Here is an 18,408-nt window from a genome sequence, read left to right as displayed (position 1 = left end):
GTGCCGTGCATTGTCGCAAAGCGGAAAACAAAAGGCACGGCGAGTGCCGTGCCTTTTCCGTGGGCTTGATTCATGTCAGGCGCGGCGCGCCCGGCACAGGCTCAGACGCCGAGGTAATCCATGATCCCTTCGGCAGCTTGCCGGCCTTCGTAGATCGCCGTCACCACCAGGTCGGAACCGCGCACCATGTCGCCACCGGCGAAGATCTTCGGGTTGGCGGTCTGGTGCTTGAATTCGCCCTGCGCCGGCGCCACCACGCGGCCCTGGTTGTCGAGCTGAACACCCTGCGCCTCGAACCACGGCGCCGGACTCGGGCGAAAACCGAAGGCGATGACCACCGCATCGGCCGGCAGCACCTGCTCCGAACCGGGAATCGGCTCCGGGCTGCGACGACCGCGGGCATCCGGCGCGCCGAGACGGGTCTCGACCACCTTGACACCTTCGACCCGGTCCTCGCCGACGATGGCGATGGGCTGGCGGTTGAAGAGGAACTTCACGCCCTCCTCCTTGGCATTCTTCACTTCACGACGCGAACCCGGCATGTTCGCCGCATCGCGGCGGTAGGCACAGGTCACGCTCTTGGCACCCTGGCGGATGGAGGTGCGGTTGCAGTCCATCGCGGTGTCGCCGCCGCCGAGCACCACCACTTTCTTGCCCTTCATGTCGATGAAGTCGTCGGCGGACTTCTCGAAACCGAGGTTGCGGTTGACGTTGGCGATGAGAAAATCCAGCGCGTCGTGCACGCCGGGCAGATCCTCGCCGGGAAAACCGCCCTTCATGTACGTGTAGGTGCCCATGCCCATGAACACCGCATCGTATTCGTCGAGCAGCTGCTCGATGCTGACGTCCTTGCCCACGTCGGTATTCAGGCGAAACTCGACGCCCATGCCGCTGAAGATCTCGCGGCGGCGACTGAGCACGCTCTTCTCCAGCTTGAATTCGGGGATGCCGAACGTCAGCAGGCCACCGATTTCCGGATTACGGTCGAACACCACCGGCGCCACGCCGTTGCGTACCAGCACATCGGCGCAGCCCAAACCGGCCGGTCCGGCACCGATGATGGCGACGCGCTTGCCGGTCGGCTTGACCTTGGACAGGTCCGGCCGCCAGCCCATCGCGAAGGCGGTATCGGCGATGTACTTCTCCACCGAGCCGATGGTGACCGCGCCGAACCCGTCGTTCAGGGTGCAGGCGCCTTCGCACAGGCGGTCCTGTGGGCACACGCGGCCGCAGACTTCCGGCAGGGTATTGGTCTGGTGCGCCAGCTCGGCGGCAGCGAGGATGTTGCCCTCCGACACCAGCTTCAACCAGTTGGGAATGTAGTTGTGAACCGGGCACTTCCACTCGCAATAGGGATTGCCGCAGCCCAGGCAGCGGTGTGCCTGCTCGCAGGCCTGTTGCGGCTTGAAGGGTTCGTAGATCTCGACGAACTCCTTCTTGCGCTGGCGCAGCAGTTTCTTCTTCGGATCCTTGCGCCCGACCTCGATGAACTGGAAGTCGTTATTCAGACGTTCAGTCATTTCAAAACCTCTCAACAGCAGCGGCCAGCCTCAGGCTGCAAACCGCATGACGATCACGGAGCCGTGCCTCACGCCGCTCGGGTCGTGAGGCTCGCGGCTTGAAGCTGCTTGTTATTGCGGGTTGGCCCGAGTGCTCGACAGCAGCGAGGCCAGGTTGGCCGCCTTCGGCTTCACCAGCCAGAAGCGCCGCAGGTAATCGTCGAGATTCTCCAGCAGCTCGGCACCCCACTCGCTCGCGGTTTCCGCGACATACTCGCGCAGCACGCCGTGCAGGTGGCTGCGATAGGCCTCCATCGCTTCGCCGGTGATGCGTTGCAGGTTCACCAGCTCGTTGTTGACCCGGTCGATGAAGCTGTTGTCCATATCCAGCACATAGGCGAAGCCGCCGGTCATGCCGGAACCGAAGTTGTGCCCGGTCTTGCCCAGGACGCAGACGAAGCCACCGGTCATGTACTCGCAGCAGTGATCGCCGGTGCCTTCCACCACGGCATGCGCGCCGGAGTTGCGCACCGCGAAGCGTTCACCGGCCGTACCGGCCGCCAGCAGCTTGCCACCGGTGGCACCATACAGACAGGTGTTGCCGATAATGGCGGAGTCCTGCGAGGCATAGGCGCTGTTCTTGGGCGGGGTGACGATCAGCTTGCCGCCGGTCATGCCCTTGCCCACGTAGTCGTTGGCATCGCCTTCGAGATAGAGGTTCAGGCCGCCGGCGTTCCATACGCCGAAGCTCTGCCCCGCCGTGCCCTTGAAGCGGAAGGTGATCGGCGCCGTGGCCATGCCTTGGTTGCCGTGCAGGCGGGCAATTTCACCGGATACCCGCGCGCCAATCGAGCGATCGCAGTTGCAGATTTCCAGTTCGAAGTCGCCGCCGCTCTTGGCTTCGATCGCACCCTTGGCGAGTCGCACCATCTCCTCGGCCAGAAGGCCCTGATCGAACGGCGGGTTCTTCTCCACCTCGCAGAACTGCGGTTTATCGGCCGGAACATTGCTTCCGCCGAGCAGCGGAGTCAGGTCAAGGTTGCCCTGCTTAGCGGTTTCGCCGGGCAGGATTTCCAGCAGATCGGTACGCCCGATCAGCTCGCCGAGACTGCGCACGCCGAGCTTGGCCAGCCACTCACGAGTTTCCTCGGCAACGAACTGGAAGAAGTTGACCACCATCTCGACGGTGCCGATGAAGTGATCCTTGCGCAGCTGCTCGTTCTGCGTGGCGATGCCGGTGGCGCAGTTGTTCAGGTGGCAGATGCGCAGGTACTTGCAGCCCAGCGCGATCATCGGCGCGGTGCCGAAGCCGAAGCTCTCGGCGCCGAGGATCGCCGCCTTGACCACGTCGAGGCCGGTCTTGAGGCCGCCGTCGGTCTGCACCCGCACCTTCCCGCGCAGGTCGTTGCCGCGCAGGGTCTGGTGGGTTTCAGCCAGACCCAGTTCCCACGGCGAGCCGGCGTAGCGGATCGAGGTCAGCGGCGAGGCGCCGGTACCGCCGTCATAACCGGAGATGGTGATCAGGTCCGCGTAGGCCTTGGCGACGCCGGCGGCGATGGTGCCGACGCCCGGCTCGGCCACCAGCTTGACCGACACCAGCGCGCGAGGGTTGACCTGCTTGAGATCGAAGATCAGCTGTGCCAAGTCCTCGATGGAATAGATGTCGTGGTGCGGCGGCGGCGAGATCAGCGTCACCCCTGGCACGGCATAGCGCAGCCGGGCAATCAGGCCGTTGACCTTGCCCCCGGGCAGTTGCCCGCCCTCGCCAGGCTTTGCGCCCTGAGCCACCTTGATCTGCAGCACCTCGGCGTTGATCAGGTACTCCGGCGTGACGCCGAAGCGACCGGTGGCAACCTGCTTGATCTTCGAGCTGCGCTCGGTGCCGTAGCGTGCCGGATCCTCGCCACCCTCGCCGGAGTTGGAGCGCGCGCCGATGCGGTTCATCGCCGCGGCGATCGCCTCGTGCGCCTCGGGCGATAGGGCGCCCAAGGAGATGCCGGCGGAATCGAAACGCTTGAGAATCGAATCCAGCGGCTCGACTTCCTCCAGCGCCAGCGGCTGCTCCGCCAGCTTGACGCCCAACAGGTCACGCAACATCGATACCGGACGCTTGTCGACCAGCGCGCTGTATTCCTTGAAACGGGCGTAGTCACCCGACTGCACCGCCGCCTGCAGGGCGCCGACCACGTCGGGGTTGTAGGCGTGGTATTCGCCACCGTGGACGAACTTCAGCAGACCACCTTGCTGGATCGCCTTGCGGTTATTCCAGGCCTCGTCCGCCAGTGCCTTCTGCTCGGCCTCGAGATCGACGAAACGCGCGCCCTGGATGCGGCTGGCGACGCCGCGGAAGCTGAGTTCAACCACTTCTTCCGCCAGTCCGATCGCCTCGAACAGCTGCGCCCCGCGATAGGACGCGATGGTGGAGATGCCCATCTTCGAGATGATCTTCAGCAGGCCCTTGGAGATGCCCTTGCGGTAGTGCTTGAACACCTCGTACAGATCGCCGAGTACCTCACCGGTGCGAATCAGGTCGCTGAGCACCTCGTAGGCGAGGAACGGATAGACGGCGGTGGCACCGAAGCCGATCAGTACCGCGAAATGGTGCGGATCGCGCGCGGTGGCGGTTTCCACCAGGATGTTGCAATCGCAGCGCAGGCCGGTTTCCACCAGGCGATGGTGCACCGCACCGACCGCCAGCGAGGCGTGCATCGGCAGCTTGCCCGGCGCGATGTGGCGGTCGCTGAGCACCAGCAGAACCTTGCCAGCACGCACCGCTTCCTCGGCCTGCTCGGCCAGGTTGCGCACCGCCGCCTCCAGGCCGAGGCTCTCGTCGTAGTTCAGGTCGAGGAAATGGCGCTCGAAACCAGGGCGGTCGAGTTCCATGATGGTTCGCCACTTCGCCGGCGAAATCACCGGCGTGGTCAGGATCGCGCGATTAGCGTGATCGGCGGTTTCCTCGAAGACGTTGCGCTCGGCCCCCAGGCAGGTTTCCAGCGACATGACGATGGCTTCGCGCAGCGGGTCGATCGGTGGGTTGGTGACCTGCGCGAACTGCTGGCGGAAGTAATCGTAGGGTGAACGCACGCGACGCGACAGCACGGCCATCGGCGTATCGTCACCCATCGAGCCGACCGCTTCCTGACCTTGCTCGGCCAGCGGACGCAGCACCTGATCACGCTCCTCGAAGGTGACCTGGAACATCTTCATGTACTGCTTGAGCTGGTCGACGTCGTAGACTGCCGAGCCGTGGTCGTTGTCGTCCAGGGTCGACTGAATGCGCAGCGCCGTGCCGCGCAGCCACTTCTTGTAGGGATGCTGGGCTTTCAGGCGGTTGTCGATGTCGCTGGTGTGCAGAATCTGACCGGTGTGAGTATCGACGGCGAGAATCTGGCCCGGACCGACGCGGCCCTTGGCGATGACATCCTCAGGCTGGTAATCCCATACACCGACCTCAGAAGCCAGGGTGATATAACCGTTCTTCGTCGTCACCCAGCGCGCCGGGCGCAGACCGTTTCGGTCCAGCAGGCATACCGCATGGCGTCCGTCGGTCAGCACCACGCCGGCCGGGCCGTCCCATGGCTCCATGTGCATGGAGTTGTATTCGTAGAACGCGCGCAGATCGGCGTCCATCGTTTCGACGTTCTGCCACGCTGGCGGAATGATCATGCGCAGGCTGCGGAACAGGTCCATGCCGCCGGTGACCAGCAACTCGAGCATGTTGTCCATGCTAGAGGAGTCGGAGCCGGTGCGGTTGATCAGCGGCGCCAGGCTTTCCAGATCCGGTAACAGTTCGTTGGCGAACTTGAGTCGCCGCGCCTGCGCCCAGTTGCGGTTGCCGGTGATGGTGTTGATTTCACCGTTGTGCGCGAGATAGCGGAACGGCTGGGCCAGCGGCCAGCGCGGCAGGGTGTTAGTCGAGAAACGCTGGTGGAATACGCAGATCGCGGTCGCCAGGCGCTCGTCGCCGAGATCGGGATAGAACTGCGCCAGATCGGCCGGCATCATCAGGCCTTTATAGATGATGTCCTTGTCCGACAGGCTGCAGACATAGAACTCCCGGTCGGCAAGCGCGACCTCCGCCCGGCGGCGGGCGAAGAACAGCTTGATACCGAAATCACGCTCGGACAGGCCGGCGCCCGCCACGTAGATCTGCTCGATGCGCGGCAGACGCTCGAGGGCGAGGCGGCCAAGTACGCTGGTGTCCACCGGCACTTCGCGCCAGCCGACCAGCGTCAGCCCTTGTGCCGCAACTTCTTCGTTGAGGCGCGCGCGCGCGATGTCGGCTTCGCTGGGGTCCTGACTGAGGAAGATCATGCCGACCGCATACTGATCCGGCAGCTCGGTCGCAAAGTGCTCGCGCGCCATGGCACGGAGGAAAGCGTCCGGCTTCTGCATCAGCAAGCCACAGCCGTCACCGGTCTTACCGTCGGCATTGATGCCGCCGCGGTGAGTCATGCAAGTGAGTGACGCAATTGCGGTTTTGAGCAGGTGATGGCTTGCCTCGCCCTGCATGTGGGCAATCAGACCGAAGCCGCAGTTATCCTTGAACTCTTCAGGACGAAACAGACCTGCTCTCATAGGCACTCCACCAGCTAAATGCGTTGTAAATCAACCCCTTACTGACGGAGCACAGGAGAGCCCCGTCATTCACGCGGGCGAAAGGGGGAGCAGTTTACAAAGCAACCGTGGAACGACACAATTTTTTTTTGCAAGCCCCAATTCGGTGCATTGCGCACTTTTTTGGGGCATTTTTGCTTACCTGCGTATCTCCTGCTGGACGCTACCCAAGCTGCGAACCCACGGTTTACTCGACTGCAGTTCTGCCGGTAGCGACTTGATTGCCGCAGTGGCTGCGGTGCGGCTGGCGAAGCTGCCATAGGTCACTACGTAGAGCGGCTTACCCTGGTGCTGCTTGATGAAATAGCGGTAGCTCGCACCATGCTTGGCAATCACCGCCTGCGCACTCTGCTCGCTACGCGTTCCGAGAATCTGCAGCAGATAGTTGCCGCTAGGTTGGCTGGCGTACCAATTTCCTCCAGCCACGTTCGTGGCCGTCTTCGCCCGGGCCGCCGGTTTAGGAGCCGGGGCCGGCACGGGCGTTCTAACTGGAGGCGCCGCTATCGGTGCGGGTGCGGGTGCCGGTGCGGGTGCCGGTGCCGGTGCCGGTGCCATAACAGGCTCGCGTGTCGTCTCGGCCGGTGGCAGTGGCGCCGGATCCATCAGCCGGGGTGAATCGACATCGCTTTGCATGTCGGTCGCCCCATCCTCTTGCTCGCCTCCGGCTGCTGCGGCCAATGGTTCACGAATTACCGGCTGGGCATCCCCTGTCAGCGGCAGCGCCGCCGGCCGATCCGCACCGTCGAACTCGATTGCGGCCTCACCGGTCGCTGGTGATTCAGCCGGTGCGCCGCCCAGCGGAAGCGCCGTGCTGCTCGGTGCCGCCGCATCCCGCTCCCCAGCGCCACGAAACAGCAACGCCAGCCCAACGACGACCAGCACAGCAAGCACTGCCAGCAGGTGTTTTCTCGGAACAGGCAGGGAAAAACCGCCAGCGCGCGAGCGCTTCTTGTTCGCCTGCATACCCTCGATCAGTTCCTCTCGCGCAACCTCGTTAATTGCACCAGGCCATCCGCCGGCCAGCTCATGAACGCGCGTGATTTGCTCCTCGCTCAGGCATTCCAGGCCACTGCCCGCCCCCTCAAGACGCTGAGCAAGGTATTCACGCGTTTCGTCCTCCTCGTAAGGCTGCAGAGCGATGACGTGATAGCGCTCACCCGGTCCGTCGCTGAGCGCCTCCAACCGCCCAACCAGCGCCGGCTCGCCAAACAGAAACACGTGTGGCCGTGCCTCCGGGCTGCCTGCCGCGAAGCGCAGCAGTGTCTCGATTGCCGCACCGGTGAGGCGCTCAGCATCATCGACCAGCAGGTACACCTCCTGGCCGGTGAGTGCCAACTGGACGATCTGCGCCATCACCGCGTCGAAATCGCTCCGCTGCACGTTCAGCGCCTGAGCCACCTGCTGCAGTATCGCGGCCGCATCTGCGGTTTCCTGCGGCGTAATCACCACGCTTTGCACGGATTGCTTGTTGCTGCTGGCGACCAGCGCCTGGCGCAGCAGCGTCTTGCCGCTCCCTTGCGGGCCGGTCACCACCAATAGCAGCTGACTGTATCGTGCCAGGTGATGCAGCTGCCCCAGCACAGGCTTGCGCTGAGCGGGAAAGAATTTGAAACCCGGGACACGGGCGGCAAAAGGATCATGACTGAACCCGTAATGATTCAGAAACGAGTCGTCCGCAGACAAACTGGTCATGGAAATTTCTTACGCTCCTAAATGTTGCGTCAGCGCCCCATAGTCGACGCGCAACGTGTCTTCCAGCGCCATCCGGGGAAAATCGCCAGTCACGACGGCCTCACCGAGCTTCTTGAGCAGCACTAGCCGCAACTTGCCGTCGAGAACCTTCTTGTCGACCGCCATGTGCTGCAGGAAGTCCGACGTCTCCATATCCTGCGGCGGTACGACCGGCAAACCCGCGCGCACCAAGAGGCGGATCGCACGGTCACGCTCAGCAGTTTCGATCCAGCCCAGCTGGCGCGACATCTCCAGCGCCATCACCGTGCCTGCAGACACTGCCTCACCATGCAGCCAGGCACCATAGCCCTGATGTGTCTCGATGGCATGTCCAAAGGTATGCCCCAGATTCAGAATGGCACGGACTCCCGACTCCCTCTCGTCCGCCCCCACTACGCGCGCCTTGGCGGCACAGGAACGGTAGATGGCCTCGCTCAACAGCTGCGGGTCCAGCGCGCGCAGGCCTTCGATATGAGCCTCCAACCACCCTAGGAAAGGCGCATCGCAGATCAGGCCATACTTGATCACTTCCGCGAGTCCGGCTGATAGCTCACGAGCCGGCAATGTGCCTAGCGTAGTCGTATCGATGATCACCGCGCGTGGCTGGTAGAACGCACCGATCATGTTCTTGCCCAGCGGATGATTGATCCCGGTCTTACCGCCGACCGAAGAGTCAACCTGCGACAACAAGGTCGTCGGCACCTGGATGAAGTCGACGCCCCGCTGATAGCTGGCCGCAGCATAGCCGGCCATATCGCCGATCACACCGCCGCCCAGCGCGACGATCGTGGTACCGCGGTCATGTCGCGCGCCGAGCAGGCCATCGAAGATCAGCTGCAACGTCTGCCAATTCTTGTGGGCTTCGCCATCAGGAAGAATGATCGGCGTGACCGAGAAAGCACTCAACGAACGCGCCAGTCGATCCAGATACAGCGGCGCAACGGTCTCGTTGGTGACGATCGCCACCTGCTTGCCGCGGATTCGAGCGGACAGCAAATCGGCGCGGTCCAGTAGTTGCTCGCCAATTTCTATCGGATAACTGCGCTCGCCGAGATCGACCTGAAGTGTCTGCATGAGGCCTCCAAAAAAGGAGGCTAGGATAGCGCAGTTCCGTCACGGCTTTCACGGTGCCGGAGTGCGTGAAGCCGATCGAGAATTTCCGTCACCACCAGTCGCGGCGGACGCTCATCGGTTTCCACCACGATGTCAGCGATCTCTCGATAAAGCGGATCGCGAACGGCCATGAGAGTCTCCAACACAGCCCGTGGATCTGCGGCCTGCAGGAGCGGACGATTACGATCCCTGGAAGTTCGCTCCAGCTGCTGCTCCACGGACGTGCACAGATAAACGACCTGTCCACCGGAGCGCAATGCGCGACGATTGTCCTCCCGCAACACAGCGCCCCCACCCGTAGCCAGCACTACTCCGTTCAACATGCAAAGGTCGGCAATGGCGGCGTGCTCGCGCTCACGGAAGCCGCCTTCACCTTCCACATCGAAAATCAGGGGGATACTGGCGCCAGTGCGCTGCTCGATCTCCTTGTCCGAGTCCTTGAACGGCAAGCGCAACTCTTTGGCAAGCAAACGCCCGATGGTGCTCTTGCCAGCTCCCATCGGGCCTACGAGGATCAGATTCTGCACCCAGTTAACGACTCACAGCTACGGCGTTGTTGTTAACTATACGCGGAGTAAGGAACACCAACAGCTCCGATTTCTCCTCCGTAACAGTATCGCGACGGAACAGGCGACCGAGGAACGGCAGGTCACCCAGTAAGGGCACCTTGTCGACTGACCGACTCTGGGTGTTCGAGAAAACACCACCGATCACAATGGTTTCACCATCGTTGACCAATACTTTGGCATTTACTTCGTTCTTATTGATAGGCGGAACATCATTGAGCGCGTTTGCAAAGTCGGGGGCATCCTTGGTGACCTTTACCTCCATGATAATGCGGTTGTCGGGCGTAATTTGCGGGGTCACCTCCAGTGACAGCACCGCCTCCTTGAACGATGTACTGGTCGCTCCGCTGGAGCTAGCTTCCTGATAGGGGATTTCAGAACCCTTTAGAATCTTTGCCGTCTCTTTATCGGAGGTCACTACCTTGGGCTGGGAAACGATTTCACCATTGCCCGACTTTTCCATGGCCGAAAGTTCGAGATCAAGGATCAGGTTGTCAGTCACATAGCCGATACCAATACCTGCGGTACGGTTGGTAACTCCCAGATCGACGAACGGATAGTTGCCGTTACTATCTTCGCCGGCGTCGCCGCCCTCATCACCGAAGTCGTCACTGCCGTATACGGCACCGCGGCCGTTAGCAAAAATCTGGGTACCACCCCAGCGGACCCCCAAACTCTTGTCGTAATCCACGTTGGCTTCAACGATACGTGCCTCGATCATCACCTGACGCACCGGAATGTCCAATTGCGCAACGATACGCCGCAATTCATCCAGCCGATCTTGCGTCTGGTAGGCAATGATATTGTTGGTTCGATCATCGACGGCAATGGAGCCACGCTCGTCCACCTGTCCCTCGGTGTTGGTCACTGACTGGAAGAGCTTGGCAATATCGGCTGCCTTGGCGTAGTTGACCTGTACCACCTCCCGACGCAGCGGAGCGAGTTCGGCAATCTGCCGCTGCGACTCAAGTTCTTGGCGCTCGCGCGCTGCAATCTCATCAGCCGGCGCGACCAGCAGCACATTGCCAACCTGCCGCTTGTCCAGCCCCTTGGTCTTGAGGACCAGATCAAGAGCCTGGTCCCACGGCACATTCTGCAACCGTAGAGTGATGTTGCCCTGCACCGTATCGCTGGCGACCAAATTGAGATCGGTAAAGTCTGCAATCAACTGCAGTACGGAGCGGACATCAATGTCCTGGAAGTTGAGCGACAATTTCTCGCCCGAATAGGCAAAGCGCTCTGCCTTGCGTTTCTGCGCCTCGTCTTCGGTCAGCGGTTTGATGCTGATCGTCAGCTTGTCATCGGTCTGATAGGCCAGATAGTCGTAGCGACCTGTAGGTTCAATGGCGATAGCTGCACCACCACCCTGTGTAGTCGCATCGACGAACTTCACTGGAGTAGCGAAATCCTGCACGTCCAGACGAACCCGCAAAGCCTCAGGCAACTGAGTTTTGGCAAACGAAACGTGGATCTTCCCGCTCTGCTCTTCGATATTTGAACTGATCGAAGGATCGGAAAGCGTGATGATTACATTACCGGCGCCATCTTCGCCGCGCCGAAAATCGATGTTGTTGATTGCCTTGCTCGTTAGCAGTGGCTTAGAAGGCGCTGGCGTAGCTACCGGGGCAGCCACGGCGGAATTGGATACGGCACCCGGCGCCGAGGATTCGCCGAGCACAACGAACAGGTTGCTGCCCTCGATGCGCGTCGAGTAGGGCACCAGGGTCGTCAGGTTGACGATCAGACGGGTACGCCCTTGCGCCTCAACAACCGTAACGCTGCGAGCATTACCTACTCCCAACTCACGATTCTTCACACCCAGCTTGTTGGACACGCCGGGCAAATCCAGCGCAATGCGCGCCGGCTGCTCGAGCGTATAGCCATGTGGCTCATTCACCGGCTCGTCGAACGCCAGCTTGAGTTCGACACGATCACCGGGCAGCGCTGCAACATCCAACGCGTTGAGGTTGGCAGCCAGCAGAGCCGGGGCGGCCAGGAGCGCCAACAATGCGACACCAAGACGCGAGACGGTGCTATTCATAGAGTTCTTCCGTTGTGCAGACCGGTACAGGTTTTCCATTCTTGTTGCCCCGCGCTCAGGTGCGCTCTTTCAAATTCAAACTGCGCGGGCGCTCTAGCCACCCACCCTCGCCATCCGGAACTATCTCCAGCACCTCGATCTCCGCATCAGTGATATCGACGATGCGACCGTGGTTTCGTCCCAAGTAATCACCGACCTTAACGCGATGAACGCCATCCCCCCCTTTGACCAAGGCGAATCGGCCGTCACCGTTAGCCAATGTTCCAACCATGACGAAATTTTCAATATTGAAACCTTCGAGGAACTGCTTGATCCGGGTCTCGTCCGGACGAATATCCTTGGACCCCTTTTCTCGCTGCGCCAGGTCTATTTTCACCGGCGGCTGGAATGGATGACGCAGGGCGGCTGCGCTATAGGTGAAGGCCTCGTATGGAACAAATGCTGGAAGAGGCTCGATCGAGCCTTTCGGTCGGGCTCGCACCTCGTCGAGATACTGCTGCAAATCGGATAAATCGGATCCGTCGCCACAACCTGTCAGCGCTAGCAGACCCAAGCCCAATACGGCGAAACGGGCTTTTTTCATTTTTGCAGCCCCTTGTCGTTATAGCGATAAGTCTTGGCCAAAATACTCATGCGCAACTTGTTGGAGGTATCCGCTTTTTCCGTCTTGATCTCAAAATCATGCAACGTGACGATACGTGGCAAGCTTGCAACGCCGCTCACAAACGTCGCCAAATCGTGATAGCCACCCACTACTTTTATTTGTATGGGGAGCTCTATATAGAATTGCTGAACAACTTCCGGCTGTAGCTTTATCTCCTCGAACTCCAGGCCACTTCCCAACCCGGTGCGAGTTATATCCTCAAGTAAACCGGGAACTTCCGTATCGCTAGGCAGTTGACGCAACAGCGCACCAAAAGAAGTTTCCATTTCAGCCATTTGCTCTCGGTAGGCTTCCAGATTCGCCGCCTGGAACGCCTTCGTCGAGAACTGCTGCTTCAGCGTTTCCTCCTGAGCCTGCTGCTGCTCAAGACTCGTCTGCAGGTCCTTCAAATGAAAGTAGTAACCCAACGCAAGTACGACCGACAGCAGAAGTACCGAGGCAATGACCTTAACAGGCCCGGGCCAGGAGCCGAGGTTGTTGAGATCCAGTTCTGCCAGATCGACCTTGCGCAGACTTTCCAGCGAATCGGCCAGACTCATGGCTTGCCTCCTTCCGTGGCGACGCCAGGCTGCGTCTGTTGCACCGTAAGCTGGAACACGTTTTCCTGATCCACCGCGCCCGCGGTGACCGCCTTGACCTCAGTGAGGTTCGGCGCATCAAGCCAATCTGACCCATCGAGATTGCGCATCAGGTTGGAAACCCGATTATTCGATTCGGCAGCGCCGACGATGGCGATGTTCTTCCCGGTCATCTTCAAGCCGGTGAAATAGACGCCATCGGGCAAGGTGCGCACCAACTGATCGAACACACGACCGATAACCGGTCGATTGCCTTGTAGATCCTGAATGATCTTCATGCGCTCCAGAAGCTGCTGGCGCCGCTCTTTCAGCTCTCTGATCTCCTTGATACGCGCATCGAGCACAGCAATCTCCTTGCGCACGAAGTCGTTACGCGCGTTCTGATACTCGATAGCACCTTGAAAATAACGATCACCGAGGAAGACCAGTCCACCCGCGAGCAGAAGCACACCGGCCAGCGTCGCCAGGAAGCGCTGCTTACGCTCCTCGCGCAGCTGCTCGCGCCAGGGAAGCAGGTTGATCCGTGCCATCAGTCGAAACTCCTCATCGCCAAGCCACACGCAATCATCAGCGCCGGTGCATCACTGGCCAGCGCTCCTGCGTTGACCTTGTTACTCAGCGACATATCGGCAAAGGGATTGGCGACTAGAGTCTGAGTACCGATCTTCTGCTGGATCAGACGATCGAGTCCTGGCAGCGACGCCGTACCGCCGGCCAGCAAAATGTAATCCACATCATGGAATTGGCCGGCGGCGAAAAAGAACTGCAGCGAACGCGAGACCTGTTGCACCACCGCCTCCTTGAACGGCTGCAACACCTCGCTGTCGTAGTCATCTGGAAGACCACCCTGTTTCTTGGCCAAACCAGCTTCCTCAACGGACAAACCATAACGCCGCTGAATCTCTTCGGTCAGCTGACGGCCGCCGAATAGTTGCTCGCGCGTATAGATGGTGCGTCCGTTGTGCAACACGCTTAGAGTTGTCATGGTGGCACCGATATCAACGACAGCCACTGTCAGCTCGCCCTGCGCACCTGCCAACATCGGAGCAAGCAGGCCGTAGGAGCGCTCCAGCGCATAGGCCTCGACATCCACCACCTTCGCAGTTAGGCCCGCCAGCGCAAGGGCGGCCTCGCGAATCTCGACGTTTTCTTTGCGACAGGCTGCCAACAGCACTTCTACACGTCCGGGCGAACGCGCGGCAGGACCCTGTACCTCGAAGTCGATGGCTACCTCTTCAAGGGGGTAAGGGATGTACTGATCCGCCTCGATCTTTAGCTGATTTTCCAACTCATCGTCCGAGAGGCCGGACTCCATCTCGATGCTCTTGGTAATGACCGCCGAGCCAGACACGGCAACCGCCGCCTGCTTGACGCTTACCTTGGCCCTGGCGACAACACGCTGCAGCGCCTGACCGACACCCTCGAGCTCGACGATATTCTTCTCGACGACGGCATTCGGCGGTAATGGCTCAACGGCGTAAGCCTCCACCCGATAGCGATTACCCGAGCGGCTCAATTCGAGGAGCTTGACGGATGTCGAACTAATATCGATCCCAAGTAGCGTGTTCGCTTTCTTCGTGAAGAGCCCTAGCACGACCAATTTCCTATTTTATCCGCGACTTACGGATTAATTATGGTTATCCACATTAGATTACAGCCTTGACAGAAGCGCAAATGGCTAGCTGACAAAAAAACCGCTTATAATGTGACCGGTTTTTCCCTTTCAGCATCGCCTGCGGCGCCCTCCTATATTCTGGATTTCAAGAACCCCGATGCGCTTTCTGAAGTTTCTCTTCTGGTCTTGCCTTGCACTTTTTTGCGCATTTGCGCTCAGCCTCAGCGGTGCTTTTCTCTATCTGAGTCCGAACCTGCCGTCCGTGGATTCGCTACGCAGCATCCAGCTGCAGATCCCGCTGCGGGTCTACAGCGCCGATGACAAGCTCATTGCGGAGTTCGGGGAAATGCGTCGTTCTCCTGTTCGCTTCGAGGAGATTCCCAGCGACTTCATCCAGGCGCTGCTGGCCGCCGAAGACGACAATTTCGCAAATCATTATGGCGTCGACGTCACCGGGCTGCTGCGCGCTGCCGCGCAATTATTGAAGAGCGGCCACATTCAGACCGGCGGCAGCACTATCACCATGCAGGTCGCCAAGAACTTCTTCCTGACTAGCGAGCGCAGCTTTTCCCGCAAGATCAATGAAATTCTGCTGGCCCTGCAGATCGAGCGCGAGCTCACCAAGAACGAAATTCTCGAGCTCTACGTGAACAAGATCTACCTGGGTCATCGCGCCTACGGTATCGAGGCGGCGGCGCAGGTCTATTACGGTAAATCGATCGGCGAGCTGACCCTCGCTCAGAAGGCGATGATTGCCGGCCTACCCAAAGCCCCCTCGGCGTTCAATCCACTGGTCAATCCCGCTCGCAGCAAGGAGCGCCGCGACTGGATTCTGGGTCGCATGTATCGATTGGGCTCGATCGATGAGGCCAGCTACCAGCAAGCCATCGCTGAGTCCGAAACCGCACGCTACCATGGCGCTGCGCCGGAGCTGGATGCAGCCTACATCGCCGAAATGGCACGCGCGGAGATGGTCGGCCGCTTCGGCAGTGCAGCCTATACCGATGGCTTTCGCGTCTACACCACCGTCAGCAGTGAGCGGCAACAGGCCGCCAATCGGGCGTTGTTCGAAGGCCTGATCGAATACGACCAACGCCACGGGTACCGGGGTCCCGAGGCTCGCCTGGGTGACAAGACACCAGCTGTCTGGCTTGAAGAACTGGCGCAGCATCGCGCACTTTCCGGCCTGCTCCCGGCAATCGTCAGCCAGGTCGGCGGCGAAGGGATCAAGGTGCTGTTGCGTGACGGCAGCGAACACGCGGTGAGCTGGGAGAGCATGAAATGGGCCCGGCCGTTTCTGGCCACCAACAGCCTGGGTCCTCGCCCCCAGCGACCTGCCGATGTCGTGGCGCGTGGCGACCTGATTCGCATCCGTCTCGATGGCGAGAGTGCCACCTTTAGCCAGGTTCCAGTCGCACAGGCAGCGCTGGTATCGCTGGATCCCGTCGACGGCTCCATCGAAGCATTGGCCGGTGGTTTTTCGTTCGGTCAAAGCAAATATAACCGTGCGATCCAGGCCAAACGCCAGCCGGGCTCGAGCTTCAAACCCTTCGTCTACAGCGCCGCGCTCGACGCGGGCTACACCGCCGCCACGCTCGTTAACGACTCGCCAATCGTCTTCGTGGAAGAAGGGATGGATCGCATCTGGCGACCGAAGAACGACAACAACACCTTCCTCGGTCCTATCCGCATGCGCGAGGCGCTATATAAGTCGCGTAACCTCGTTTCGATCCGGCTACTGCAAAGCATTGGCATCGATTACACCATCGACTACATCAGCCGTTTCGGCTTCCAAGCGCAGGATCTGCCACGCAACCTTTCGCTGGCGCTGGGCACCGCGACGCTCACACCGATGGAGATCGCTACCGGCTGGACCGTGTTCGCCAACGGGGGCTACAAGATCGAGCCCTATCTCATCGAGCGCGTCGAGGATCGCGAAGGCCAGCAGGTCTTCGCCGCCAACCCCACCCGTGTTCCGGATGCGCCGAACGCGGCCACCGTCAGTACGGACCAAGTCGCACCTGCGGAGGCGGACACGCCCCCCCGCACTGCCGAGCAGATCATCGATGAACGAACCGCCTATATCATGACCAGCATGTTGCAGGACGTGATCACTCGCGGTACCGGCCGGCGCGCGCTGGCGCTCGGCCGCCACGACTTAGCCGGTAAGACCGGCACTACCAACGATTCGATCGACAGCTGGTTCTCGGGCTACAACGCGGATCTGGTGACGACGGTCTGGGCCGGCTTCGATCAGCCACAGAGTCTAGGCCGGCACGAGTACGGCGGCACCGTGGCATTGCCCATCTGGATGAAGTACATGGGAACCGTGCTCAAAGATCTTCCAGAACATTTGCCAGCCGAGCCCGCCGGGCTGCTGACACTACGGGTCGATCCGCAGAGCGGCCGTGCAGCAACACCGTCGACGCCGAATGCATATTTCGAGCTATTCAAAAGCGAAGACTCGCCCCCCTCGATGAGCGAACTCGAGCCCGGCGCGCCGGTGCCTGGCAGCCCTTTGCCAGCCAGCGAAGCGGCGCCGATCGACCTGTTCTAGAACCCCTTCGACCCCAAACAAAAAAGCCCCGCAGAATCTGCGGGGCTTTTTCATTCAGGTCGGGATCAGCCGTTGAATACGTCGTTGACCGACTTGAGCGGGTAGTTCGACGGATAGGGCAACGTCGCCACGCCGCTGTCGATTGCCGCCTTGGCAACCGCGTCCGATACCAGCGTGATCAGACGCGGGTCCATCGGTTTCGGAATGATGTACTCGCGACCGAACTGCAGGTCGGACACGCCATAGGCAGCCGCGACTTCCGCCGGCACCGGCAGCTTCGCCAGATCACGCAGGGCGAGCGCCGCAGCGATCTTCATTTCCTCGTTGATGCGGGTCGCACGCACGTCCAGCGCACCGCGGAAGATGAACGGGAAGCCAAGCACGTTGTTAACCTGATTCGGGTAGTCCGAACGACCGGTGGCCATAATGACGTCGGAACGGGTGGCGTGCGCCAGCTCGGGACTGATCTCCGGATCCGGATTGGAGCAAGCGAAAACGATCGGATCGGCCGCCATGCGCTTGAGACCCTCGGCACTCAGCAGATTGGCCCCGGACAGGCCGACGAACACATCGGCGCCGTCCAGCGCATCGTCCAGCGTGCGCTTGTCGGTTTCGTGGGCAAAGATCGCCTTGTACTGGTTGAGATCGTCACGACCGGCATGAATCACGCCCTTGCGGTCGACCATGAAGATGTTCTCGATCTTCGCGCCGATGCTGACCAGCAGCTTCATGCAGGACGTCGCGGCAGCGCCGGCGCCGAGGCAAACAATTTTTGCCTCTTCGATGGTCTTGCCAGCGATCTCCAACGCGTTGAGCATGCCCGCCGCGGTCACGATGGCCGTGCCGTGCTGATCGTCATGGAAGACTGGAATATCGCACTGCTCGATAAGCGCGCGCTCGATCTCGAAGCACTCGGGCGCTTTGATGTCTTCCAGGTTAATACCACCGAAGGTGATCGAGATGCGCTTGACAGTGTCGATGAAGGCCTGCGGGCTTTCGGCGTCCACCTCGATGTCGAACACATCGACGCCGGCGAAGCGCTTGAACAGCACACCCTTGCCCTCCATCACCGGCTTGGAGGCCAGCGGGCCGAGGTTGCCCAGACCGAGAATCGCGGTACCGTCGGAGATCACAGCGACCAGATTGCCCTTGCCGGTATAGCGGTAGGCCAGCTCGGGATCACGAGCGATTTCTCGTACGGGAGCGGCAACACCTGGACTGTAGGCCAGCGACAGATCGCGGGCGGTGGCGGTAGGCTTGGTCAGCTCGACACTCAGTTTTCCCGGACGCGGCTGGGAATGGTAGTCGAGAGCGGCGGTTTTCAGGTCAGTCATTGGCATTTCCGCTTGTTTTTTCTGGGACAGACAGGCGGTCGAGCATACGCCAAGAGCGCGCGCCGTCACAAGCGAGCCAAGAGGAGAGTGTCA

Annotated in this window: 12 protein-coding genes; 1 reads left to right on the top strand and 11 read right to left on the bottom strand. The window is 60.7% G+C overall.

All coding sequences use genetic code 11. From position 1 onward, the window contains the following. Positions 1–101 precede the first annotated feature (101 nt). The 10 genes from U8L64_RS15110 to U8L64_RS15065 all read right to left on the bottom strand — a co-directional run bounded on the left by U8L64_RS15110 (position 102) and on the right by U8L64_RS15065 (position 14,403). Entirely contained in the window at positions 102–1,520 is a 1,419-nt protein-coding gene (locus U8L64_RS15110) for an FAD-dependent oxidoreductase (protein ID WP_333398163.1), read from the bottom strand. 111 nt (positions 1,521–1,631) lie between these two features. Beyond that, the gene (gene gltB, locus U8L64_RS15105; protein WP_043298836.1) at positions 1,632–6,077 is read right to left on the bottom strand and encodes a glutamate synthase large subunit; all 4,446 of its coding nucleotides are present in this window, start codon (positions 6,075–6,077) and stop codon (positions 1,632–1,634) included. Between the two features lie 177 nt (positions 6,078–6,254). Continuing rightward, positions 6,255–7,808, bottom strand: coding sequence for an AAA family ATPase (locus tag U8L64_RS15100; protein ID WP_333398162.1), 1,554 nt, complete (start codon positions 7,806–7,808; stop codon positions 6,255–6,257). A 9-nt stretch (positions 7,809–7,817) separates the two neighbouring features. Continuing rightward, positions 7,818–8,921, bottom strand: coding sequence for a 3-dehydroquinate synthase (aroB, locus tag U8L64_RS15095; RefSeq protein WP_333398161.1), 1,104 nt, complete (start codon positions 8,919–8,921; stop codon positions 7,818–7,820). Between the two features lie 20 nt (positions 8,922–8,941). Further along, positions 8,942–9,487 (bottom strand): shikimate kinase AroK, encoded by a 546-nt coding sequence (aroK, locus tag U8L64_RS15090; RefSeq protein ID WP_333398160.1) that lies wholly within the window; start codon positions 9,485–9,487, stop codon positions 8,942–8,944. Positions 9,488–9,491: 4 nt separating this feature from the next. Continuing rightward, positions 9,492–11,567 (bottom strand): type IV pilus secretin PilQ family protein, encoded by a 2,076-nt coding sequence (pilQ, locus tag U8L64_RS15085; protein WP_333398159.1) that lies wholly within the window; start codon positions 11,565–11,567, stop codon positions 9,492–9,494. Between the two features lie 55 nt (positions 11,568–11,622). After that, entirely contained in the window at positions 11,623–12,150 is a 528-nt protein-coding gene (gene pilP, locus U8L64_RS15080; RefSeq protein ID WP_333398158.1) for a type 4a pilus biogenesis lipoprotein PilP, read from the bottom strand. Then, positions 12,147–12,770 carry a type 4a pilus biogenesis protein PilO gene (pilO, locus tag U8L64_RS15075; RefSeq protein ID WP_156716153.1) on the bottom strand — a complete coding sequence of 208 codons (624 nt, stop codon included), beginning with the start codon at positions 12,768–12,770 and terminating at the stop codon, positions 12,147–12,149. The genes pilP and pilO overlap by 4 nt, the downstream gene beginning before the upstream one ends. Then, positions 12,767–13,339 carry a type 4a pilus biogenesis protein PilN gene (gene pilN, locus U8L64_RS15070; protein ID WP_077682695.1) on the bottom strand — a complete coding sequence of 191 codons (573 nt, stop codon included), beginning with the start codon at positions 13,337–13,339 and terminating at the stop codon, positions 12,767–12,769. Before pilN ends, pilO begins: the two co-directional genes overlap by 4 nt. Next, entirely contained in the window at positions 13,339–14,403 is a 1,065-nt protein-coding gene (locus U8L64_RS15065) for a pilus assembly protein PilM (RefSeq protein WP_043297919.1), read from the bottom strand. Before U8L64_RS15065 ends, pilN begins: the two co-directional genes overlap by 1 nt. Before the next feature lie 178 nt (positions 14,404–14,581). On the opposite strand from U8L64_RS15065, the gene U8L64_RS15060 reads away from it, so the two are divergent. Continuing rightward, entirely contained in the window at positions 14,582–16,981 is a 2,400-nt protein-coding gene (locus U8L64_RS15060) for a penicillin-binding protein 1A (protein ID WP_333398157.1), read from the top strand. Positions 16,982–17,046: 65 nt separating this feature from the next. On the opposite strand, the gene U8L64_RS15055 is transcribed toward U8L64_RS15060, so the two are convergent. Beyond that, positions 17,047–18,315: a malic enzyme-like NAD(P)-binding protein gene (locus U8L64_RS15055; RefSeq protein ID WP_008568316.1), complete on the bottom strand. Its 1,269-nt coding sequence runs from the start codon at positions 18,313–18,315 to the stop codon at positions 17,047–17,049. Positions 18,316–18,408 lie beyond the last annotated feature (93 nt).

It is taken from the genome of Pseudomonas sp. FIP_A4, from assembly GCF_036701605.1.
GTDB lineage: Bacteria > Pseudomonadota > Gammaproteobacteria > Pseudomonadales > Pseudomonadaceae > Stutzerimonas > Stutzerimonas phenolilytica.
This window is presented reverse-complemented; position numbering and strand designations above follow the sequence as displayed.